14 protein-coding genes are annotated in these 22,527 nt (G+C 73.5%); 7 read left to right on the forward strand and 7 right to left on the reverse strand.

Annotation, left to right across the window (positions count from 1 at the left end; translation table 11 throughout):
* Positions 1-461 precede the first annotated feature (461 nt).
* The gene (locus WMF46_RS04885) at positions 462-1,712 is read left to right on the forward strand and encodes a DNRLRE domain-containing protein (RefSeq protein WP_437984523.1); all 1,251 of its coding nucleotides are present in this window, start codon (positions 462-464) and stop codon (positions 1,710-1,712) included.
* Positions 1,713-1,874: 162 nt separating this feature from the next.
* A complete protein-coding gene (locus WMF46_RS04890) occupies positions 1,875-2,798 on the forward strand; it encodes an N-acetylmuramoyl-L-alanine amidase family protein (RefSeq protein WP_437984524.1) in 924 nt (307 codons plus the stop codon).
* 6 nt (positions 2,799-2,804) lie between these two features.
* Here WMF46_RS04890 and lon read toward each other — a convergent pair whose 3' ends face one another.
* Complete coding sequence (lon, locus tag WMF46_RS04895) at positions 2,805-5,216, reverse strand: endopeptidase La (protein WP_437984525.1); 2,412 nt, start codon at positions 5,214-5,216, stop codon at positions 2,805-2,807.
* Positions 5,217-5,333: 117 nt separating this feature from the next.
* Here lon and WMF46_RS04900 point away from each other — a divergent pair, with 117 nt between their 5' ends.
* Together WMF46_RS04900 and WMF46_RS04905 are read left to right on the forward strand one after the other, a co-directional pair.
* Positions 5,334-6,317: a lysophospholipase gene (locus WMF46_RS04900; RefSeq protein WP_437984526.1), complete on the forward strand. Its 984-nt coding sequence runs from the start codon at positions 5,334-5,336 to the stop codon at positions 6,315-6,317.
* 14 nt (positions 6,318-6,331) lie between these two features.
* The gene (locus tag WMF46_RS04905; protein ID WP_437984527.1) at positions 6,332-6,718 is read left to right on the forward strand and encodes an NFACT RNA binding domain-containing protein; all 387 of its coding nucleotides are present in this window, start codon (positions 6,332-6,334) and stop codon (positions 6,716-6,718) included.
* 91 nt (positions 6,719-6,809) lie between these two features.
* Here the strand turns inward: WMF46_RS04905 and WMF46_RS04910 are convergent, their stop codons facing one another.
* The 4 genes from WMF46_RS04910 to WMF46_RS04925 form a co-directional block, all read right to left on the reverse strand.
* Entirely contained in the window at positions 6,810-7,268 is a 459-nt protein-coding gene (locus WMF46_RS04910) for a hypothetical protein (protein WP_437984528.1), read from the reverse strand.
* A gap of 298 nt (positions 7,269-7,566) precedes the next feature.
* Positions 7,567-9,300 (reverse strand): S8 family serine peptidase, encoded by a 1,734-nt coding sequence (locus WMF46_RS04915; protein ID WP_437984529.1) that lies wholly within the window; start codon positions 9,298-9,300, stop codon positions 7,567-7,569.
* 43 nt (positions 9,301-9,343) lie between these two features.
* On the reverse strand, positions 9,344-10,162 hold the full coding sequence (locus tag WMF46_RS04920; protein ID WP_437984530.1) for a hypothetical protein: 819 nt from the start codon (positions 10,160-10,162) through the stop codon (positions 9,344-9,346).
* An 83-nt stretch (positions 10,163-10,245) separates the two neighbouring features.
* Positions 10,246-11,085 (reverse strand): RNA polymerase sigma factor, encoded by an 840-nt coding sequence (locus WMF46_RS04925; RefSeq protein WP_437984531.1) that lies wholly within the window; start codon positions 11,083-11,085, stop codon positions 10,246-10,248.
* Between the two features lie 503 nt (positions 11,086-11,588).
* On the opposite strand from WMF46_RS04925, the gene WMF46_RS04930 reads away from it, so the two are divergent.
* Both WMF46_RS04930 and WMF46_RS04935 read left to right on the forward strand, forming a co-directional pair.
* On the forward strand, positions 11,589-12,893 hold the full coding sequence (locus tag WMF46_RS04930; RefSeq protein ID WP_437984532.1) for a glycoside hydrolase family 5 protein: 1,305 nt from the start codon (positions 11,589-11,591) through the stop codon (positions 12,891-12,893).
* A gap of 165 nt (positions 12,894-13,058) precedes the next feature.
* Positions 13,059-14,915, forward strand: coding sequence for a hypothetical protein (locus WMF46_RS04935; protein ID WP_437984533.1), 1,857 nt, complete (start codon positions 13,059-13,061; stop codon positions 14,913-14,915).
* A gap of 72 nt (positions 14,916-14,987) precedes the next feature.
* On the opposite strand, the gene WMF46_RS04940 is transcribed toward WMF46_RS04935, so the two are convergent.
* Positions 14,988-16,787, reverse strand: coding sequence for a sigma 54-interacting transcriptional regulator (locus WMF46_RS04940; RefSeq protein WP_437984534.1), 1,800 nt, complete (start codon positions 16,785-16,787; stop codon positions 14,988-14,990).
* Positions 16,788-16,932: 145 nt separating this feature from the next.
* On the opposite strand from WMF46_RS04940, the gene WMF46_RS04945 reads away from it, so the two are divergent.
* Positions 16,933-20,790, forward strand: coding sequence for a serine/threonine-protein kinase (locus tag WMF46_RS04945; protein ID WP_437984535.1), 3,858 nt, complete (start codon positions 16,933-16,935; stop codon positions 20,788-20,790).
* On the opposite strand, the gene WMF46_RS04950 is transcribed toward WMF46_RS04945, so the two are convergent.
* The gene (locus tag WMF46_RS04950) at positions 20,741-22,474 is read right to left on the reverse strand and encodes a protein kinase domain-containing protein (RefSeq protein ID WP_437984536.1); all 1,734 of its coding nucleotides are present in this window, start codon (positions 22,472-22,474) and stop codon (positions 20,741-20,743) included. The genes WMF46_RS04945 and WMF46_RS04950 overlap by 50 nt on opposite strands.
* Positions 22,475-22,527: the final 53 nt, after the last annotated feature.

A 22,527-nucleotide genomic window follows, 5' to 3' on the forward strand; every position in this document is an offset into this window, starting at 1 on the left:
GGCTCCTTTTCTCACGAGATCAGGGGGACAGCCTTTTTCGTCGCGGCGCTGGCTGGTGCGAAAGACGATGATCCGCGCGCCCATTTCATGATATAACCAGACAGCGCTACGGCTGACTGCTGCAAGAATCGCTCGTGACCGCGCTCGCCCGACTTCATCCATCGATCGCCAGGCCGGCGACGACCCTCATCCCCCAAGGGGGGTGAGATCCTCCTGGGGGCCAGGGAGGTCGAGGTCGGCCACGATCCGGGAGGCGAGCGCCTGGGAACGGCCGTCCCATTGTGCCGTCGTGCCGCACGCGCTGGTTGACGAATGACTCCTTGAGCGCTCCGCCTTCGGGCAATGGAGCACCGTATCCGCATCGCTCAGTTTGTAAGAAGTATTTTCTAAGTCCACAGCGTGCGGCAGCTCGCCGCACAGCGCGGCGCCGCCATGCCGGCGCCGCAACGAGGAGCTCTCCCATGAGAACCGCCTATCTGTCGATCTCTGCCTCTGCGCTCGCGCTCGCCTCGATGATCTCCGGCTGCATGGCTACAGCCGAGCCGCACGACGATACCGAAGATGCCATCGGCGAGGGCGCGGCGGCGCTCGTCTCCTGCTCGGTGCTCCCCTCCGGCAACATCGTTACGAACGGCAGCTTCGAATCGCCGAACGTGTCGTCCGGCACGTCGTCGATCTACAACGGCTCGATCACCGGCTGGCAGGCCGCCTATGGTCAGATCCAGATCCATGACCACTCGAACGGCATGAGCCCCGCGCACGGCAGCCAGCACGTCGAGCTGGACGCCACGAACTCGAGCGGCATCTATCAGGACCTCACGACCGTCCCGGGAGCGACCTACCAGCTCCGGTTCGCCTTCGCCGCGCGCCCCGGCACGACCGCGAGCCAGAACGTGCTGGGCGTCGTCTGGGGTGGCCAGCAGGTCGCCACGCTCACGACCGCCAGCACCGCATGGGTCAATTACACCTATACCCTCGTGGCCTCCGGCGCGACGACGCGCCTCCAGTTCAACGACCTGGGCATCTCGAACGGCCAGGGGACGCTCCTCGATAACGTCACCGTGGTCGCCGCCGATACGGATCAGGACGGGGTGTTCGACTCGTGCGACAACTGCCCGGCGCAGGCCAACCCCTCCCAGGCCGACGCCGACGCCGACGGTATCGGCGACGCCTGCGAGCCCCCCCCGCCCGCCGAGCCCGTGTGCGTGGTCGTGCAGCGCGGCACCTACGGGAGCGTGCAGGATGCGCATATCCAGCCCGGCGTCTCGTGGCCGTACGGCGATTACCCGTACATCGTCATGAATACGTTCCCGGAGGGCGTGCAGCTGGGCGTGCTGGCCTTCGATCTGTCGTTCATCCCGGCGGGCTCCGACGTCGAATCCGCGACCCTCTCGCTGGCTCACACGTGGAAGGCGAGCGCCAGCACCATCGAGCTGCACCGCGTGATCGGCCCCTGGCAGGAGTCGACCGTGCACGCCGGCAACTTCCCCGGATACAACCCGGCCGTCGAGGCCTCGATCGCCACCGTCGCCCAGGCGAGCGCCGTCGTGACCGCCAACGTGGCGGCCCTCGTCCAGTCCTGGGTGGATGGCTCCCCGAACCACGGCGTCGCGCTCCACGACGTGAACGGTCGGACCGATATCCGATCGAGCGAGCAAACGAACATCGCCCCCCGGCCGAAGCTCGAGGTTTGCTACACGCCGGCCCAGTAGCGGGGGTCCGGCCGAGGTGCGGGGCACGCCGGGTCACGAGCTCTCGGACGCCCCGGGCGATCTCGGGATGTCGCCACGTCGCGCCCCCTTCGTCACCTCGGCCACGCTCGCTTGCCGAGAACCTGACGCCGCGCTCCGCCTTTGATAGCAAGCGGAGCCGCGGTGATCTCGCGCAGGAAGCTCGTCCTCGGTCTCGCCGGCGCCGCCGGCGCCGCCGCCCTCTCACGGGCGCTCGCCCCGGGCTCCCCGCGCGAGATCGCGGCGCGGCGCGCCCTCAAGCTCCCGATCGCGCCGAGCGGGTGGCCGTTTCCAGGGGCCCGCGTCGTCGCCCCCTCCGCCGTCTTTCCGCCCGATTTCGGGGTCCGCCGCATCTACCTCGACGCCGGACATGGCGCCCCGGGCAACACCGGCAACCTCTCCTGCTTCTGCGTCGACGAGCAGGACTTCACCCTGGCCGCGGCGCGCGCCCTCGCCGAGCGGCTCAATGCCACCGGGCGCTTCGAGGCGCGCGTGGGCAGGGCCGGCGACCGCCCATTGCCGTACGCGGAGCGCGTCGAGGACGCCGCCCGGTGGGGCGCCGACGCCTTCGTCAGCCTGCACTCGGACGTGCGCGGCAGGACCGAGACGTGGTCGCCCGGCCAGGGCCGCCAGTGCCCGCTCAGCCTCGCCGCGCCGGGGTTCGCCGTCCTGTGGTCCGACGAAGGTGATCCCGCCCTCTGCGCCCTCCGGCTCGCGCTCGCGCGCGGCTTCGCGAGGCGCATGGAAGAAGCAGGCCTGTTGCCCTACGACGGCGCCGCGTACAGCGGCCTGTACGAGCCGGATACCGCCCAGCCCGGCGTCTTCCTCGACCGGCGCCCCCCGGGACAGCGCATCTTCGTGCTGCGCCGCCCCTCCATGCCCTCCATCCTCGTCGAGACCCACCACGCGCTCGACGCCCGCGAGGCGACCCGCTGGACCGAGCCCGCCACGCTCGACGCCTTCGCCGCAGCCGCGGCCGCCGCGCTGGCCGATGCGCTCGGCGGCGCCGGCGCGCCGGCCGACACGCTTGGCGGCGCCGGCGCGTCGGTCTCCCCGCCGCCCACCTGAGGCGCGTCAGGACGCCCGCGCGTGCGGCATCTCCTCGGGCGCCTCGAGGCGGATCGAGCGGAGCCGCAGGCAGAGCGCGAGCGCCTCGTCGAGCGTGTTCACCAGGTAGAACTCGAGCGAGCTCCTCACCTCGGCCGGCAGATCGTCGAGATCCGCCTCGTTGTCCGCCGGCAGCAGGATCTCGAAGATCCCCGCGCGGTGCGCCCCCAGCACCTTCTCCTTGATCCCCCCGATCGGCAGCACCGTCCCGCGAAGCGTGATCTCCCCCGTCATCGCGATGTCGCTCCTGACCGGCCTGCCCGACAGGGCGCTCACAAGCGCCACCGCCATCGTCACACCCGCGCTCGGCCCGTCCTTCGGTACCGCCCCCGCCGGAACATGGATGTGGACGTCCCGCCGCTGCAGCCGATCGGACGGCACGCCGAGCTCCGCCGCGTGCGCTCGCGCATAACTCAGCGCCGCGCGGCCGCTCTCCTTCATGACGTCGCCCAGCTGCCCCGTGAGGACGAAATCGCCCTTGCCGGGCATCACGCTCGCCTCGACGTGCATGATGTCGCCACCCATCTGCGTGTAATACATGCCGGTGGCGACCCCGGGCTGATCGTACTGGAGCCTCCGCTCAAGGCGCATCCTCGCGCGGCCGAGCAATTCCTTCACGTCGTCGTCGGCGCCCACCACAGCCCGCTCGATCTCGCCGGCCGCGATCCGGCGCGCGGCCTTCCGCGCCAGCGAGCCGATCGTCCGTTCCAGCTGCCGCACGCCCGCCTCGCGCGTGTATCCGCTGATGATCCCGCCGAGCGCCGTGCCCGTCACGCGCAGCTGCTCCTCGCGAAGCCCGCACTCCTTCCGCTGCCGGGGGAGCAGGTACTTCCGGGCGATCTCGTGCTTCTCCTGCTCCGTGTACCCGGCGAACAGCGCCGGCTCCATCCGGTCGAACAGGGGAGGGGGGATCGTCTCGCGGAAGTTCGCCGTGCAGATGAACAGCACCTCGGACAGGTCGAACGGCAGTCCGAGGTAGTGGTCGACGAAGCCGTCGTTCTGCGCCGGATCCAGCACCTCGAGCAGCGCCGCGCCAGGATCGCCCTGGTAAGAGGCGCCGAGCTTGTCGACCTCGTCGAGGACGATCACCGGGTTCTTCGAGCCGATCCGCTTGATCCCCTGGAGGATGCGGCCAGGCATCGCGCCCACGTACGTGCGCCGGTGGCCGCGGATGTCCGCCTCGTCGCGCGCCCCGCCCAGCGAGACGCGGACGTACTTGCGCCCGAGCGCCCGCGCGATCGACTCCGCGATGGACGTCTTGCCGGTCCCGGGCGGACCGAGGAAGAGCAGGATCGGCCCGCGGGAGATCGCGCGGCTCCGCTCGCCCTCGCTCCTCGCCTGCTCCAGGCGCAGCTTGCGGACGGCCAGGAACTCGAGCACCCGGTCCTTCACGTCGCCCAGGCCGTAGTGATCCTCGTCGAGGATCGCCCGCGCGCGATCGAGATCGACGTGGTCGTCGGTCCGCTGGTTCCAGGGCAGATCCGCCACCCATTCGAGCCACGTCATGAGGACCTGCGCCTCCGGCGACGTCTCCCGCCCCATGCGCCGCAAGCGCGCGAGATCGCGCCGGGCCTCCTGCAGGATCTCCGCCGGCAGGTTGGCCCGCTGCAGCTTGTGCTCAAGACGTGCGGCGGCGTTCTCGTCGTCCTCCTCGCCGAGCTCCTTCTGGATCGCGCGCAGCTGCTCGCGCAGGTAGATCTCCCGCTGACGCTCGCCGAGCTCCTCCTCGACGGTCGTCCTGATCTTCTCCTGGGTCTCCACGATGCCGATCTGCCGGTAGAGGTGCAGCGCGAGGCTGCGCATCCGCTCTTCCGTCGAGAGGATCTCGAGCAGCGCCTGCTTCTCGGGGGTCGGGAGGTCCAGGTAGAAGGCGATGTGGTTCACGAGCTCGGCCGGGCCGTACATGCTGCCGACGAACTGCTTGAGCACGTCCTCGGGCGCGCCGCGGTGGCGGCCGTACTCGACGGCCCGCTCGCGCACCTCGCGGGAGAGCGCCTCCAGGGCGCCGTCCTCCTCTGGACGGAGGGGCAGATCGGCGAGCTCGATGACGGGGGCGCGGATCACGCCGTCGACCTCGGTGTAGCGGGGCGCGGCCGCTCGCCGCTCGCAGTAGAGCACGAGCTGAAGGCCCGACCCGAACCGCTGCACCTGGGTGATGCGGGCGATCACGCCGATCGAGAAGAGGCCGCCCGCGGTGGGCTCCTCGGCGGCGTCGCGCTGGGCGACCGCGAAGATGCGCTTGTCTTCTCCCTCGACCCGGAGAGCGGCCTCCACCGCGCGCAGCGTCTTCAGCCGTCCGACCGTGATGGGCGTCGCTATCCCAGGGAAGAGGACGGTGTCGCGCAACGAGAGCACGGGCAACGATCGGCGCTCGGGCATGGCCGGCCTTTGTGCGAACCTCATGCCATGGAGGACCGTACCGAAAACTCCTTTCGGCGCGGAAGCGTCGAGAATCGTGGTCAGACGCGCGCGGAGCGGTGGTAGGGTCGGCGCGCGATGCCCGCGGACACCTTCACGTTTCAGGCGGACGATGGCCGAGAGCTCTTCGTGTACCGCTGGCTCCCGGACGGCGGGGCGCGCGGCGTCGTTCACGTCGCGCACGGCATGTCGGAGCACGCGGGCCGCTACGCGCGCCTCGCGCAGGCGCTCTGCGCCGCCGGGTGGGCCGTCTACGCGAACGACCACCGCGGCCACGGCGCGACGGCGCGCGGGAGCGACGAGCTCGGCTTCTTCGCGAGCCAGGGCGGCTTCCAGCGGGTCGTCCGCGATCTCGCGCAGCTCCTCGCGCGCGCGCGCGGCGAGCACCCCGGCCTGCCGGTCGTCCTCTTCGGCCACAGCATGGGCGCCGCCCTCGCGCAGGAGATCCTGATCGAGCACGGCGGCTCGATCGACGGCGCGGTGCTCTCCGGCGCCGCGGGCAAGGCGAACGCGCTCGTGGACGCGGGCCGGCTCGTGGCCCGCGCCGAGCGGCGGCGGCTGGGCGAGCGCGGCACGAGCCAGCTCCTCCAGACGATGAGCTTCGACAGCTTCAACAAGGTGTTCGCGCCGACGCGCACGCCCTTCGACTGGCTCTCTCGCGATCGCGCCGAGGTCGACGTGTACATCGCCGATCCCCGCTGCGGCTTCCCGGCGACGACCTCGCTCTGGGTCGACCTGCTCGACGCGATGGCGGCGCTCGCGCGCCCCGAGCGGCTCTCGCGCATCCCGAAGGACCTGCCCCTCTACGTCCTCTCCGGCTCTCGCGACCCGGTCGGCGGGCTGCTCAAGGGCGTCACCCAGATGATCGAGGCGTACCGCGCCGCCGGTCTCCGCAGGGTGGCGCAGCGGTTCTACCCCGGCGGGCGCCACGAGATGCTGAACGAGATCAACCGCGAGGAGGTCGTGCGGGACCTGCTCGCGTGGCTCGACGCCGAGGTGGCGGGCGAGGCGAGGGCGCCGGCGAGGCCCGCGCAGCCGGGCGCCGGCGCCGCGCCCGGCTGACGGCGGGGGCCGGCATGGGCAGCAAGGGGCGGCCGTACCGCACGCTCACGATCGATGGCTTCGAGGTGCTCGTCGGCCGCGGCGACGAGGACAACGACGCGCTCACCTTCGAGATCGCCGAGCCGCACGATCTCTGGCTGCACGTGGCCGGCGGCACGCCGGGCAGCCACGTGATCGTGCGCAACCCCGAGCGCGTGGAGGTCCCGCGCGAGGTGGTCGAGCGCGCCGCGGCGGTCGCCGCGTGGTACTCGAAGGCGCGGAGCGCCGCCAAGGTGGAGGTCCACGTCTGCAGGGCCGGGGACGTGAGCAAGCCGCGGGGCGCGCCCGCCGGGCTCGTTCAGCTCGCGCGGTGGAAGAGCGTGCGCGTGCGGCCGGAGATCCCCGGGCGCGATCCGGGGTGACCGCCGCTCTAGCGCCGGGGCGTGGTGCGAGGTCGACAGCGAGCCGCGCAAGGGCGAGCGACGGCCCGGTATGCCGTCGTGGGGGCGCCGCTCAGAGCGCGTTCGAGATCACGCACGCTCCGGCCTGGCAGGAAGCGGTGAGGCCGGCACACGGCGCGACCAGACACGCCACCTCGTCTCCCGGGCACTTGGGCGCGGCCGTGCCCGTGGGGACAGCGTCGCAGTTGCAGCCTCCACAGTAATTGTCGACGAGGCTGCAGTCGGCGTCGGTCACGCACGGGCGCTTCGGGGCGGGCACGCACGCGGCCCTCCCCTTCCGTTCCTCGCAGACAAACCCGTCCATACAGCGGACGACAGCGCAGGTGAGTCGGCCGCCCGCGGGCCCCGCGAGTGCATCCGCCTGCTCGGAGGGGGTCTCCTCCTCGACGCCATCGAGATCACCCACGGGCGGGGCGCCGCACGCGGAGAGGAGCGTCGTGAGCGCCGCGGTCGTCGCGAGCAGCGCGCAAAGGTGCATCTTCATCGAGCGCAGGTTCGTGTCATGAAACATGATGTCTTCTCCCATCGTTCTGGTGAGGGGCGAGCCGCCGCTTTCACCCGGGGGGGGCGGGCGCCTCGCCGTCGTCGATAGAGGAGTATGCGCGACGCTCGCCACATCTGACATCACGTATCGTTTTCTTTATCGCCGCATTTCACCATGGCGGCAATCTGACAGCGGCCCTTGGATGCTGCCGGCTGGGAAGAGCGGATCAACGCCTGGGCCAGCGGTCGAGTCATCCGAGCCCGAGGGCTGGGGCGGTGATCTGCGAGGCCAATGCGCACACGCGCAGAGGCGCCGGCCTCGCAGATCACGTCGCGGCGCCTGGGGCATTGCGCGCGGCTGCCACGCGCCGGAGGAGCGCGGCGAACGCCGCGAGCCCGAGGAGCGCGCCGGCCGGAACGCCCGGCGCGCTCCTCGGGCTCGCGGCGGCGAGCGCGCAGGTCCACGACGGCTCCCGAGGGCCGGCCGCCACGGCGACCGCGCGCGCCACGTCGACGCGGCCGATGCCGTACGCTGGATTGGCGGGGTCGTCGCCCGCCACGGGCGCCGCGGTGCGCTCGAGGATCTCGCGCACCTCCGCCGCCGGGCGCTCTGGATCCAGGCTGAACAGGAGCCCCGCGGCGCCGGCCACGACGGGCGCCGCGCCGCTCGTGCCGCCGAAGCTCCGCGCATAGGGGCCGGCCGCGAAGCCGCCGATCGTCCGGTCCGTGGTCCGCATCCCGCCCGCCGGCGCCGCGAGATCGACCGATCGCCCGCGGTTGCTCGAGGCGAGCGGCGCGTCGTCCGGGCCCGTCGCCGCCACCGCGACCACCTCGGGGAGCGCGGAGATGTCGAAGGCCTCGTCGATGTCGGCGCCCTCGTTGCCGGCCGCGAAGATCACGAGCGCGCCGCGCCCGCCGCGGGCGTCGTGCGACGCGGCGCGCAGGGCCTCGACGACGCCGGTCGACGGAAAGGTGTACCCCCACGAGCAGTTGATCACGTGCGCTCCGGCCTCCGCGGCGCGGGCGATGGCCTTCATGTCGTCGGCGTCGGTGGCGCCGCGCCGGAGCGGGAGGAAGCCGCACCGCGGGCAGAGGCCGGCGATCCCGCGGCCGTTGTCGGCCACGGCGAGGGCGATGCCGGCGACCGGCGTGCCGTGATCGTCGAGCGAGCCCGCCGAGGGATCGGCGTCGAGATCCGCGAAATCCCAGGCGTCGGGGGAGACGCGCGGACGGCCGCCGAGGTCCTCGTGATCGAGGTCGAAGCCGTCGTCGAGGACGGCGAGCAGCACGCGCTCGCTGCCCGCGGTCGTATCGAGGGCGTCTGGGAGCCCGGCGCGCGCCGCGTACCACTGCTCGGGGAAGAGCGGATCCGAGGGGGCGCGGCGGCGGCCCGCGGCGCGGAGGAAGTCGGGGTGCGCGTCGAGGACGCCCGGCGCGGCGCGCAGCCGCTCGGCGAGGGCGAGGACGGCGCCGGCGTTCGGGGCGCGGGCCGCGCTGACCAGCAGCGCGCGCGCGAACGGCAGCGCCTCGTCGACGCGGCCGCCGAGCGCGCGCACGAGCGGCGCGAGCGAGCCCGGATCGACGCCGGGCGACATCACGACGACGGCGCGCGCGGTGAGCCCGAGCGGCTGGCCGTCGGGCGTGTGGACCGCGGGCGTGGCGGCCGCGATCCCGCCGCCGTCCGGGAGCGCCAGGGCCGCCGCCGCGAGCGCCGGCTCGTCCGGCGCCTCGCGGTCGAGGCGCACGAGGAGCTCGCCGCCTTGCCGGGCCGAGGCGACGATCTGATGGGCTCCGAGCCCGGGCGCCCCGGCGATCCGCCGTCGTGCGGCGTCGAGCGAGGCGCCGGGCGCGAGCTCCACCGTGAGCCAGCGGCGGCTGGGGCGGAGCTCGACCCGGCGCCCCATCGAGACGAAGGAGGCGCGCGCCGTGGCGAGAGGGGGAGCGGTGGCGGCTGCCGGGGCGGGAGGGGGCGCACGGCCCGCCGCCGCGTGCGACGGCGGCGTCGAGAGCCAGAGGGCGACGAGCAGGCCGAGCGACGCGACGAGCGATGTGCGATCCACGGTGCCTCCGCGCGAGGTGCGAGCCTCCGCCCCGCGATCCCGCTCAGTCCTGGGCGACGCTGCAGGACCCGCTCGCGGACCAGCCGCCCTTCGAGGCGCTGCACCTCGCGAAGCTGGCAAGCGTGAGCGTCGGGGTCGACGGGAAGTAAAGGAGGGTATCCGAATCGAAGGTGCCGCCTGTGCCCCTGCGGCAGTCCAGGCCCGAGTTGGGGTTCCTGTCCACGACCGTCCCATCGTCGCGCAGCTCGCCGCGGTTGCACGCCTGGATCGAGGCGCCGCCCTCGTCGAACCAGATGCCGAAGAGCCCCTTCACCTGATAGCTGCACGAAGCGTGCGTGTTCCAGTTGCCGAGGAGCGGCTTGTGCGCGTAGGCCGTCACCTTGAGGCGCTCCTCGTTGGCTCCGCCGCTGAAGAAGCAGCTCCTGTCGACGCGCTCGTCCTCGCCGCGCTCGTCCTCTCGCGCCTCCCACGCGCGGGTCGCCTCGTCGAGCGCACCGCTCAGATAGGCGTCGATCTCGTCGATCGATGCGCCCTCGAGCCCCATGCGATACGACATCTCCGTGATCGTGTAGGCCGCCTCTTCGCCGGCGTCCTGGCACATCGTGCCATAACGGCCACAGTCGAACGGGGCGACGTTCGCGTCGAGCCAGGCCTCGAGATCGTAGCGATCTTTGACGAGCGGGTGCAGCTGCGCGAGCTCGGCGCGGCTCAGGCCATACAGGTACTCGGCCTCGGCGCTCTGCGCGGTGACCGCGCCCTCGCCGGGGTCGTCCGCTGGCGCGCCGGCGCACGCGGGAGCGAGCATCGAGATCGCGATCAGGGCCATCGTCGTCGAGCGCAGCACCGTCTTCATAAGAAGCATGGCATCTTCTCCCTTCCTGTCGTGAGAGGCGCTCTGCCGCTCCCGCCCCGCGGGCGCCGGCGCCTCTCGTTGTCGATGAAGGTTTAGGAGCGACGCTCTCCACGGCTGACATCCCATGTCGTCTTTTCCCCGGTACGGTCCTCCGGCGCGACTCGGCCGTCGGGGCGAGGCGCCCCGGCGGATCGAGCGGATACGAAAGATGCGCTGTCGTCCTCGGTCGCGGCCGCTCTGCTCCGTCCTCCGGGCCCGCTCCGCGCGTGATCGCCGCCCCGGGCGGCCAGCGCCGCGAACCGCCGCCTGAGGCGGCTGCTCCAGGCTTGCACCGCGCAGGCGCTCATGCCGGTCCGCGCGCAGACCGAGGCGATCGGCTCCTCCTCGATGAGGAGCGCCTCGAGGAGCGAGAGCCCGAGGGGGCTGAGCTCCGCCCGGAGCAGGCCGAGGGGGCGCTCCAGCGCGTCGCGGGCGAGCACCCTGGCCTCCGGATCGTCGTCGGACCGGGCGCCCTCCTCCGGGGCGTCGTCGAGCGGCAGCGCCGCGGCGTCGAGCTGCCGCTTCCGGCAGCGGAAGGCCGCCGCCACCCTCTGGTCGGCGATGAGGCCGACCCAGTTGGCGAGGCTCAATCCGCGGGCCGGATCCCAGGCGCGGAGCGCCCGGCTGTCGTCGCGGAACAGCTCGACGAACACGTCCTGCACGAGGTCGTCCATGCGGTCGTCCGCGCCGCCCGCGAACCGCGCGCGGCGCCGGTGGAGCGCCCGGCCGACCCGCGCGTGAATCACCGGCGTGAGCGCGGCGATCACGGATCGGAGGCACCGAATCTCTCCGCCGAGCGCGGAGTTGAGGGCGGATGTCGTCATGTTGGCGTCGGGCAAGCGGATCTCCTCGGGCTGCGAGCAGGGGGCGTCCTCGCTCGTCTCGCCATGCATCGGCCGTCCTCGCCCGCGTCCACGGGGGTGCGCGCACGGAAGACAGGAGGCGGCAGAAGAAAGATGCGAGGCGGAGGCGGCGGACGTGACCCGCTCCGCGCCCCGCTCCGTCATCGGGTGTTCGAGAACCCTGCGAGGCGCACGGGCCTTGTCGTCCTAGCAGCCTGTGTGCCCGCGCCGGCGCCGCGGGCGCAGCGCGCTCCTGCGAGCGTGACGCGTCCCCCTGGCGAGCTCGTGCAACTCTTGCACGACCGGGCTAGGTAACTCTTGCCTGATCCCGGTAACTCCTGCACCCGGCGGGCGTCCCGCCCGCGCGCGGCGGCAGGGCGACGGCGCGCCGCCCCCTGGTGGCGAGCCGCCCCCTTGTCGCGAAGGCCGAGCTCGGGCTCCCTGGATCCGGCGTGGATCGCGGTCCGGGAGCGTCCGTGCGATTTGTGACGGCTGGCAGGGGCGCAGCGCAACCGGAGGGAGACGAGCTCCTTTCCATCACCCGCAGAGGACCCATGACCCACGCGTATCGACTTGCTTTCTTCTCGATTCTCGGCTTGCTGGTCGCTTGCAGCTCGACGGATCCCGATGTCACGTCGGGCGCAGGCGCGGCCTCTGAAGGGGCCACCGGAGGCAGCGGCGGAGGTACGGCCACGGGCGACGCCGGCACGGGCGGTGCCGGTGCGGGCAACGCCGCCACGGGCGGTGCCGGTGCGGGCGACGCCGGTACGGGTGGTGCCGGTACGGGCGGTGCCGGCACGGGGGGAGTCGGGGGCTCCGGCGGGACCGGCGGATCAGCGGCGCCGGCGGACGCCGCGGCCATGGTCCCCGACATGGGCATCGGGGCCAACATCGGCAACACGCTGGAGAACACCACCGAGTGGGAGACGGGCTGGGGCCAGCCGCCGATCACGCAGACGTTCATCAACGGCATGGCCAACCACGGCATCAAGACGGTGCGCGTGCCCGTGGCCTGGGACACCTACGCCGTCAATGGCACGATCGACGCCGCCAAGATGGCCCGGGTCAAGGAGGTGGTGGGCTGGATCGAGGCCGCAGGAATGTACTCGATCGTGAACATCCACTGGGACGGGGGCTGGATCTACAACGAGGACAACGCCGACAAGTACAAGCTCACCGGCGACGTCAAAACCAGGTTCGCGTCCTACTGGACCCAGATCGCCACGGCCTTCAGCGACGTCGGTCACAAGCTGATCCTCGAGGGGATGAACGAGGAGGGGAACTACTGGGTCAACGGCGTTCACGACGGCGGGACGCCGGACTACGCCGCTCTGAACGAGATGAACCAGCTCTTCGTCACCACCGTGCGCGAGCAGGGCGGCTACAACGCGAGCCGCGCCCTGCTCATCTCCGGCTTCGTGACGGACATCGACAGGACGTGTGTGGGCGATTTCAAGGTGCCGACCGATCCGGCCGGCACGAAGAGCCTCTTCCTCTCGATCCATTACTACACGCCCTATACCTTCTGCGGCCTCGACACGGTGGAGAGCTGGGGCTCTCCCAAGACGACGTGGGGCACGGAGCCCGAGAAGGCGGAGCTGAAGAGCAAGTTCGACACCCTCGGCGCGTTCAGCGCGCAGCGGAGCCTGCCGATCATCCTCGGCGAGTTCGGCGTGACGCTGGGCACGAACTACCCCCGTGAGCCGGCGTCGCGGACGCTGTGGATGCGGTCGGTGGTGGAGGCGGCGCGGTCTCGCGGCGTCGTTCCCGTGCTGTGGGACACGGGGACGGACATCAAGCGCACGGACGGCTCGTTCTCGACGGAGTGGCAGGCCGTCGTGAGCGCCGCCAACCGGTAGTCGGCGCCGCTGGCGCTCCGGCGCAGGGGGCGCGGCGCGCCCCCGGCCGTCGCTTCGTCCGGCCATCGCGAAACTGGACGGTCGCGCGAAACCACCAAACCTGGCCCCCGTACCTGGGGTGGCTGGACGACATGGAGCGGTCCAGACCACACCAAGGAGAGGGGCATGTCATCGACAACCAACGTCGGGATGGCGAGGGTTTCTGCGTCCGCCGTGCTGTTCTTCGCCGCGGGGGCGTTCGCCGCGTGCGCCGTCCCCGAGGGCGCTGAGCCCTCGGGCGATCATGAGGGCTCGGAGCCCTCCGACGATCCAGGTGAGCCGCAGGCCGAGGCTGAATCGACGGCCGAGGCGGACAGCGAGCTCAAGGTGAACGACTGCGTGAACCCGCACCCGTTCGCCGGCTGCAACGACGCGACCGTCCAGAGCTGCGTTTGCGCGGCGGACCCGTTCTGCTGTACCACCCAGTGGGACTCGATCTGCGCCGCGGAGGTGACGAGCCTCCATTGCGTACCGCCGTCCGCGGCCGTCATCGGGCGCCTGCAGTGCGCCGCGCCGGACGGCGCGGGGACGATCACGAGCGCGATCGCGTTCGCGCCGCTCAGCATTCCCGGCCTCGGGAGCGGCGTGACGGACGCGAACGGCGATTTCAGGATCCCCATCTCGTCGACCGCGAGCGCGAGCGTGCACCTCGACGTGACGTACGACGGCGTCGTGAGCTCGAGCGCCGTGACGACGCCGCTCACGATCATGGACGACCTGCACGCCCCGCGCGGCCAGGGGGTCGACGTCGCCGGCAGCCCGCGATCGAGCGGCGATCTCGACGTCGACGTGGTCACGCTGAGCGGCGTCGACTGCGAGCTCTGGCGGCTCGGCGTCGATACGCTGCGCGACTTCCACGCTGCCCGCGGGGCCCAGCCGCCGGCGCACGCGCTGCGCATGCTGCGCTGGAGCGGGGTCTACCTGGGCACGCCCTTCACGTTCTACGACTACATCAACATTCGCACGGACTTCCTCACGAGCACCTGGGGGAGCACGGCCGCGGAGCGCCGGCGGGTCATCACCCACGAGTTCGGGCACAGCGTGCGGCACGTCGCCGACGGGGATCTGAACCACTGGAATGGTGACGACGTGGCCTATGTCTATGGGCGCTCTCACGACGGCTCCGAGATCGCCAACCAGGGGTACGCCTTCAACGAGGGCTTCGCGGACTACTGGGAGCAAGCCCGGGCCGGCGCGCGCGGCCGCCTCTGCGGCGCCGGGGCCGCGTGCCCGCCGAGCCAGTACCGGGACTGGAACGAGAAGCGCATCGCCAACGCGCTGCTCGATCTCTCCGATATCGTGGGCGACGGCGCGATGATCCATGTGCTGGAGGCGAACCCCGGCGCGATCCACAGCCTGTATGAGTTCCATGCGCGTCTCCACGTGCAGAACCCCGCCGTCCCGGCCCCGGCCGCGGTGCCGGCCTGCCCGCCCGGCTTCAGCGATGACGGCGCGACGTGCTCCTCCACCGTGGCAAAACCGAGCTACGGGCGCGGCGTCGGCGCGGCGCCGACGCTCTGCGGCGCGGGCCGGCAGTACGACGCGGGTCTCTGCTATCCGGCCTGCGCGTCGGGCTACTACGGGGTCGGCCCGGTGTGCTGGCAGAGCTGCCCGGCCGGGTACTCGGACGACGGCCTCACGTGCCGGCGCGACGCGCAGATCATCAACGCCAACAACTCCGCGTGCCCCTGGTATGACGCCTGCGGCCTGACCTTCGCCAAGGGCTGCTCCACCTGCCCGCCGGGGTATAGCAACGACGGCTGCACGTGCCGTATCGACGCGCACATCTTCGGAAAAAGCTCTTACGGGCGCGGCGCCGGCTCGGTGCCGACGAGCTGCGGCGCGGGCCAGCAATACGACGCGGGTCTCTGCTATCCGGCCTGCGCCTCCGGCTACAGCGGCGCGGGCCCCGTGTGCTGGGGGAGCTGCCCGGTCGGCTACGTCGACTTCGGCGCGACGTGCACGAAGGTCATCTCGAAGTGAAGGTCGCCAGGTAACCCGATCGGGGCGCGCCGCGAGAGGTCTCTCGGCTCGGAGCCGCGCCCGGCGGCGGCGTCACCGCCTGCGCTTCGCCAGGCCGTAACGGTTCATCTTCAGCACGAAGGTCCGCAGCGGCATGTGGAGCGCCTCCGCCGCCCTCGTTTGCACCCCGCCCGCAGCGGCGAGCGCCTCGGCGATGCGCGTGCGCTCGAGCTCTTTCACCTCCTCGGCGAGCGGCCGGAACGTCCGGCCACCACCCCGCGCGGAGGGCGCCGCGCGGGAGGCAGGCGCCACGGAGGGCGGGATGCCCTCGGGGCGCGGCGGCCCCGCCGCGAGCGCGGAGGGCAGGTGCCCGCGCTCGACGATGCGCGCGGTGACCGTCGCCGCGATGTAATCGATGACGTTCTTCAGCTCACGCACGTTGCCCGGCCACACATAGGCCGTGAAGAGCTCCGTCGCCTCCGTCGACAGGACCATCTCCTCGCGCCCCGCGCGCGCGCACGCGTCGGCCAGGAACGCCCGCGAGAGCGCGAGGATCTCCCGGGGGCGCTCCCGGAGAGGGGGCAAGATCACCGTGGCCGCGCCGAGGCGATAATAGAGATCTTGCCGGAAGCGGCCCGCCTTGACCTCCCCCTGAAGATCCTTGTGCGTGGCGGCGACGACGCGGATGTCGACCTCGCGCTCGCGCACGTCGCCGAGCCGGAGGATCCGCCGGGTCTCGATCGCGCGAAGGATCTTCGCCTGGGCGCTCGCCGAGAGATCGCCTATCTCGTCGAGGAAGACGGTCCCCCCGCTCCCGTGCTCCAGGAGGCCCGGCTTCGGGCCCGTCGCGCCGGAGAACGCGCCTCGCTCGTAGCCGAAGAGCTCGCTCTCCACCAGGCTCTCGGGCATCGCGGCGCAGTTGAGCGTGACGAGCGGCCGCTTTGCGCGCGGAGACCACTCGTGGAGCGCGCGCGCCGCGCTCTCCTTTCCGGAGCCCGTCTCGCCGGTGACCAGCACCGGCAGGTCCGTCGCCGCGAGGCGCCGGATCAGATCGAACACGCGGACCATGGCCGCGTCGGCGAGCACCGTGCGCTGCCCGCCGATCTCCAGCGTGGTCACCGCCTCCGCGGCGGTCGCCGGCTGCCCGGGGAGCGCGACCTCCGCGGCCGCCCGGGCCGACGCGACGAGCGTGTCCGCGTCGCAGCCGTCCGCCGGCGCCGTCGCCACGCCGACCTTCGGCGCCGTGGCGACGGCGCGCACGGCGTCGACGAGCCGCTGCACGGCGTGGCCCGCAGCGGCCGCGTCCGCCTCGGGCAAGAGCACGAGGAGGCGGTCGTCGGCCTCGAAGCCCGCGAAATCGGTCACCGCGAGCTCCAGCTCCAGCGCGCCGGCGACGACCTCGCGGGCCGAGGCCGCCCCGAGCTGGACGGCGATCACCGTCGCCGGCCGATCGTGGCGCAGCGCCCTGTCGATCTCCCCCTCGATCCTCCGCCGCAGCTCCGCGATCTCGAGGACCTGCCGGCTCTTCGGGGGGCGCGGGCACCGCATCACCACGACGGCCTCGCCGATCGACACCACGTCGCCCGAGCCGAGCGGCCTCGCGCCGTCGACGCGGACGCCGTTCAGCAAGGTGCCGTTCCGGCTGCCGAGATCGACGAGCTGCGCGCGCCCGTCGAGCAGCACGATCTTCGCGTGCTCCCGCGACGCCGAGGTGTTGCGGAGGCGCACGTCGGCCCGGGGCCCGCGGCCCAGGAGCACCACGCCGCTCCGCGGCAGGCGGAGCACCGACGAGGAGCTCCCCTGGACCACGAGCAGGTACGAGCCGCCCTCGTCGGCCCCGCGCGGCGCCTCGTCTGTTCGGGTCGGGCCGCCGGACGCCGTTGCCTCGCTCATTCTCCCGCGGCCGACTCTCTCATTGCGGCGCCAGGGCGCGCAAGGCTCCAGGTCGGCGCGGAATCCGGCGCGGAATCCGGCGCAAAATCGCGCGCGCCGCGTGGTAGGCTCGCCGCCCGCAGGCCGGGCACTGCAGAGCGATTCGATGCAGCGGACGCCCCCCAGCAATGCGCGATTCTCGATCGGCCGCCGCCTCGGCGAGGGCGCGTTCGGCGCCGTCTACGAGGCGCAGGATCGCGAGCGCGGTGCGCGCGTCGCGTTGAAGTCGCTCCACCGCCTCGACCCGCTCGCGCTCTACCGGTTCAAGCGCGAGTTCCGCGCCCTGTCCGAGGTCGTCCACCCGAACCTGGTCGCGCTCCACGAGCTGTTCTCCGAGGACGAACAGTGGTTTTTCACGATGGACCTCATCGAGGGCATCGATTTCCTCTCGTCCGTGCGTGGCTCATCGGCCCGCGGCGCCCGAGGCGCCTCGGCGCCCAGCCCGACCGCGCCCAGCCTCGCCCAGGACGACCCGGACGCGACGGAACCGGACCTGTCGGCGGCGTGGCCCCATCCGGGCGCCGGCGACGCCGGGCGCGACCCGGCCGCCGCTCCGCCGCCGCGCTGGGGGCCGCTGAGGAGCGCGCTCCTCCAGCTCGCCCAGGGCCTCGCCGCGCTCCACGCGGCCGGCAAGCTCCATCGCGACCTGAAGCCGTCGAACGTGCTCGTGACCCGCGAGGGGCGCGTCGTCATCCTCGATTTCGGCCTCGTGGCGGAGCTCTCGGGCGCTTCCGTCGACCAGAGCGGCAGCCACATCGCGGGGACGCCGGCGTACATGGCGCCGGAGCAGGCCAAGGCCGGCTCCCTGACGCCCGCGTGCGACTGGTACGCGGTGGGCGTCATGCTCCACGAGGCGCTCACCGGGCGCCGGCCCTTCGAGGGAGGGGCGCTCGACGTCATCCTGCGAAAGCAGGTGGAAGAGCCGCCTCCTCCGAGCGCCCTCGCGCCGGGCATCCCGGAGGACCTCGACGCCCTCTGCGCGGAGCTCTTGCGCCGCGCCCCCGGCGAGCGGCCCACGGCGCCCGAGGTGCTCCGGCGGCTGCTGCCGCCGAGCGGCGACGCCCGCGGCAGCGCTGGCGCGCCGCCGCTCGCCGAGGCGCGCCCGGGGCCGCCGGCCGGGAGCGTCGCGCCGTTCGTCGGGCGGCAGCGGCACATCGACGCGCTGCGCGGGGCGTTCGAGCGGGCGAGGGGAGGGCGGGCGACCACCCTGCACATCCACGGCGCGTCGGGCACGGGCAAGACCGCGCTCGTCCGGCGCTTCCTCGACGACCGCGCGCGGGCGGATGACGCGGTGATCCTCGAGGGCCGGTGTTACGAGCGGGAATCCGTCCCCTACAAGGCCGTCGACAGCCTGATCGACGCGCTCAGCCGCCACCTCTCGCGCCTCCCCAGGCTGGAGGCCGCCGAGCTCATGCCGCGCGACGTCCACGCGGTCGTGCGCCTCTTCCCCGTGCTCGGGCAGGTCGACGCGATCGCCCGGGCGCCGCGGCGCGAGATCGAGCCCCCGGACGCCCGGGAGCTCCGCCGGCGCGGGTTCGCCGCGCTCCGCGAGATCCTCGCGCGGATCGCGGATCGACGGCCGCTCGTCCTGTTCATCGACGACCTCCAGTGGGGGGACGCCGACAGCGCCGCGCTGCTCACCGACGTCCTCCGCGAGCCCGACGCGCCCGCGCTCCTGCTGCTCCTCTGCTACCGGAGCGAGGACGCCGAGCGGAGCGAGCTCATCAAGCGCCTGCTCCCGCCAGCCTCGAGCGACGCGGACGGGGACGAGGGCGACGTGCGCTCCCTGGCCGTCGGCGCGCTCACGCCCGAGGAGGGGCGCGCCCTCGCGCTGGCCTTCCTCGGCGGCGGCGCTCGGGCCGTCGCGCAGGCCGACGCGATCGCGGCGGAGGCGGCCGGGAGCCCGTTCTTCGTGATCGAGCTCTCGCGCGACGTGCAGGGCCAGGCCGCGCCGGAGTCGGCGCGCGGCGCGGACGACGGCGGCGTCCGGCTGGGATCGGTCCTCGCGAACCGCCTCCTGCGCCTGCCCGCCGAGGCGAGGCGCCTGCTCGAGGTCATCGCCGTGTCGGGCAAGCCGCTCGACCTCCGCGACGCCCGGCAGGCCGCGGCGCTCACCCCCGAGCAGGAGCGGGCCGCGCTCGCGGCGCTCCGGGCCGGCAACGTCGTGCGCGCGCGGGGGCAGCACGGCGAGCAGGAGCTCGAGGCGTTCCACGACCGCATCCGCGAGGCGGCCCTCGCGCAGCTCGGCGCGGCGGAGCTCGCCGAGGTCCACCTGCGGCTCGCCGCCGTCCTGGAGGCCTCGGGGCGGGCCGACGCGGACGTGCTCGCCGTGCACTTCCGGCGCGCCGGGCGCCCCGCCGAGGCGGCCCGCTACGCGGTCCAGGCGGGCGACCGCGCGGCCGAGGCGCTCGCCTTCGATCGCGCCGCGGAGCACTTCGCCGCCGCGCTCGAGGCGGCGCCGGCCGGCGCGGGGGAGGCGCGCGCGCTGCGGGTCAAGCTCGCGCACGCCCTGCGCAACGCCGGCCGCGGCGCGGAGGCGGCCCGGGCGTACGCCGCCGCGGCCGAGGGCGCGCCGCCGCGGGAGAGCCTCGATCTGCGGCGGTGCGCCGCCGAGCAGCTGCTCGTGAGCGGGCACATCGAGGAGGGCAAGCGCGCGCTCCGGGGCGTCCTTGCGGCCGTGGGGATGCGGCTCGCCGAGCGCCGGTGGGCGGTGCTGCTCTCGCTCCTGTTCTTCCGCCTGCTCCTGTGCGTGCGTGGCTTCCGCTTCCGGGAGCGCGACGCCCGCGAGCTGCCGGCCGAGACGCTGACCCGCATCGACATCTGCTGGTCGGCCTCCATCGGGCTCGCCATGGCCGATGTCCTCCAGGGCGCGGAGTTCCAGGCGAGGCACCTCCTCCTCGCGCTCCGCGCGGGCGAGCCCTACCGCCTCGCCCGCGCCATCGCGACCGAGATCGCGCACCTCGGCACGGACCACGTCGTGGGGCGCCGCCAGGCGCACCGGCTCTACGGCACGGGGGCGGCGCTCGCGGAGAAGGTCGGCGACCCGTACCTCATCGCCTTCAACAAGGGCATGCTCGGCGTCGTCGAGAGCCTCTCCGGGCGCTGGGCCGAGGGCCTCGAGCTCTGCCGCGAGGCCGAGGACCTCCTCCGCGCGCGGTGCGCGGGCGTCGCGTGGGAGCTGGGCACCACCAGCCGGTTCATGATGGTGGCCCACTACCACCGCGGCGAGCTCGACGCGCTGGCCCGCCTCGCGGCGCCGCGCTGCGCGGACGCGGACGCGCGCGGCGACCTCTACGCGGCCAGCTTCTTCCGGGTGGGGCTCACGTACATCGTGCCGCTCGCCGCGGACCGGCCGGACGCGGCGCGCGACGAGGTGCTGGGCGCCATGGCGCGCTGGCCGCGCCGCGCGTTCGACCACCTCGACTGCCTGGAGACCGTGGCGCTCGGGCGCATCGACCTCTACGCCGGCGCGCCGCTCGCGGCGCTGCGGAGGATCGAGGACCGCTGGCGCAAGATCGCCTGGTCGTTCCTGCCGAGGTTCCAGTACTACCGCGTCTTGATCCATCACCTGCGCGCGTCCGCGGCGCTGGAGGCCGCCGCGCGCGACGGCGCCGGCGACGCGCGGCTCGGCCGGGCCCTCCTCCGCGGCGCGGCGCGCGACGCCCGGAGGCTGTCGCGCGAGGGCGCGCCGTGGGTCGCTCCGATGGCGATGTCCCTGCGCGCCGCCATCGCGGCGCAGCGGGGCCAGGCCGCCTCGGCGCTGTCGCTCCTCGCGGCGGCCGCGGCCGCGTTCGACGAGCGCGGGATGGCCCTCTTCGCCGCCTGCGCGCGCCGCCGCCGCGGCCAGCTCCTCGGCGGGGACGAGGGCCGCTCCCTGATCCAGGCCGCGGACGCCTGGATGGCGGGCCAGGGCGTCAGGAACCCCGCGCGCCTGGCGGCGATCTTCGCGCCGGGGTTCCCGTGAGGTCGATCTCCACGGTGTGCACCGCGGCCATCGCCGGGGAGGTCCGGAGCGCCGAGAGCAGCGGGCTCGCTCCGGCGTCCTCGGGGCGGTAGGCGACGATCAGCAGGAGCGCGGCCGGGTCCGGCGAGGCCATGATCTCCGCGAGCAGCGACGCGCTCTCCGCGTCGCCCCCGTGGGCGTCGTCGATGAACACGACGACGGCGCGCCGGTCGGAGATCCGCCCGAGCAGATCGCGCAGCGCGGCCGAGGCGCGCGCCCGGAGCCGCTCCTCGCCCTCTTCCGCTCCGCTCCGCGGCGCCGGGAGCGGCGGCGACGCGCGCACGGCCGGGACGCGCGCGAGCACGGGAAAGACGCGGGCCAGCGCGGCGGCGCCGCGGGGCATGAGCGCGGCGGCCTCCCCCGGCGGAGTCCGCACGAGGTGGCGGCTGAGCGCGTCGATCACGCCGTCGAGCGCCCTGAACGGCACCTGCTCGCGCTCGTGGCACCTGCCCTCGAGAACGAGGGCGTCCCCGGCCTCGCCGTCGAGGAACGCGCGCACGAGCGCGCCCCCGTCCGCCGCGGCGGCGCCCTGGACGAGGACCAGCCCCGGCTGCCCCTCCCGCACCCGCGCGAGCGCGCCGGCGAGCGCCTCGAGCTCCCGCGGCCGGGTCGCCGGCGCCTCCACCGCCGCGCGCGACGGGCCGCGGCCGCCGCGACCGACCGGCGCCGCCGGGTCGGGGGGCGCCGCCGCGAGATCACCCGCCGCGCCGAGCCGCCGCACCACCTCCGCGCCGGAGGGGCGCCGCTCCGGCGCCGCGCACAGCAGATCGGCGACAAGGTCGGCCAGGTCGTCCGGCGCCCACGGCGCGACGTCGCGGAGCCGGGGCGGCGCGGATCGCTGCTTCTCGGCGAGGACCTCGATCGACGTGCCCGTGAAGGGCGGCCTCCCTGCCAGCGCCTCGAAGAGCATCACGCCGAGCGCGTACCAGTCGGCGCTCGGCGCCGCGGCGCTCGCGCCCACCTGCTCCGGCGCCATGTAGCGCGGCGTCCCGACGAGCTGCTCGGCGTCGGTCGCGCTCTGCCCGCTGCCGCTTGTCGAGAGGCGCGAGGCGATGCCGAAATCGAGCACGATGGCGCGCCCCTCGGCCGTGACGAGCACGTTGGAGGGCTTCACATCCCGGTGGACGAGCCGCGCCGCGTGGACCGCCTGGAGCGCCCGCGCGACCTGGACGAGCGAGGACCGCACCCGCTTTAGGTCGGCGTCGGCGCGCGCCTCCGCGCAGGCGGCACCGGCAGGAGAGGGCGCGGGCGGGCGCTCGACCGGCTCCTCCAGCGTGGCGTCGAGATCGATCCCCTCGTCCGGGGGCGCGGTGCTTGTTAGGCTGGACCACGAGGCGGCGCCGCCCGCGGCTCCCTGCCCGCGCACGTGGGTGAGCCAGTCGACCCCGCGCACGAGCTCCATGGTGAAGAACCACTCGTCCCCGCTGCCGATGAGCTCGTGGAGCCGGACGAGGTTGTCGTGGGTGACGTCCGCGAGCGCCCGGAACTCCCGCTTGAAGCGGTACAGCGCCGAGGCGCCCACGCGCGCGAGCGCCTTCAGGGCGACCCGCTCCCCGCGCTCGCGATCGATCGCCTCGTACACGATCCCGAAGCCGCCTGCCCCGAGCCGCCGGACGATCTGAAAGCGCTCGGGGACATGCCGCATGGACGGGCCACGTGAGGTGAGGTTCCTTATCGGATCGTATCAGGCCGCGGCGC

Source organism: Sorangium sp. So ce117 (assembly GCF_051524395.1).
Taxonomy (GTDB): domain Bacteria; phylum Myxococcota_A; class Polyangia; order Polyangiales; family Polyangiaceae; genus Sorangium; species Sorangium cellulosum_B.

Bases quoted from the DNA above. Each gene is read 5' to 3' on its own strand.
- lon (WP_437984525.1), bottom strand. From the start codon at position 5,216: ATGCCCGAGCGCCGATCGTTGCCCGTGCTCTCGTTGCGCGACACCGTC.
- WMF46_RS04935 (WP_437984533.1), top strand. From the start codon at position 13,059: ATGTCATCGACAACCAACGTCGGGATGGCGAGGGTTTCTGCGTCCGCC.
- WMF46_RS04900 (WP_437984526.1), top strand. From the start codon at position 5,334: ATGCCCGCGGACACCTTCACGTTTCAGGCGGACGATGGCCGAGAGCTC.
- WMF46_RS04945 (WP_437984535.1), top strand. From the start codon at position 16,933: ATGCAGCGGACGCCCCCCAGCAATGCGCGATTCTCGATCGGCCGCCGC.
- WMF46_RS04920 (WP_437984530.1), bottom strand. From the start codon at position 10,162: ATGCTTCTTATGAAGACGGTGCTGCGCTCGACGACGATGGCCCTGATC.
- WMF46_RS04930 (WP_437984532.1), top strand. From the start codon at position 11,589: ATGACCCACGCGTATCGACTTGCTTTCTTCTCGATTCTCGGCTTGCTG.
- WMF46_RS04885 (WP_437984523.1), top strand. From the start codon at position 462: ATGAGAACCGCCTATCTGTCGATCTCTGCCTCTGCGCTCGCGCTCGCC.
- WMF46_RS04905 (WP_437984527.1), top strand. From the start codon at position 6,332: ATGGGCAGCAAGGGGCGGCCGTACCGCACGCTCACGATCGATGGCTTC.
- WMF46_RS04910 (WP_437984528.1), bottom strand. From the start codon at position 7,268: ATGTTTCATGACACGAACCTGCGCTCGATGAAGATGCACCTTTGCGCG.
- WMF46_RS04925 (WP_437984531.1), bottom strand. From the start codon at position 11,085: ATGCATGGCGAGACGAGCGAGGACGCCCCCTGCTCGCAGCCCGAGGAG.
- WMF46_RS04940 (WP_437984534.1), bottom strand. From the start codon at position 16,787: ATGAGCGAGGCAACGGCGTCCGGCGGCCCGACCCGAACAGACGAGGCG.
- WMF46_RS04950 (WP_437984536.1), bottom strand. From the start codon at position 22,474: ATGCGGCATGTCCCCGAGCGCTTTCAGATCGTCCGGCGGCTCGGGGCA.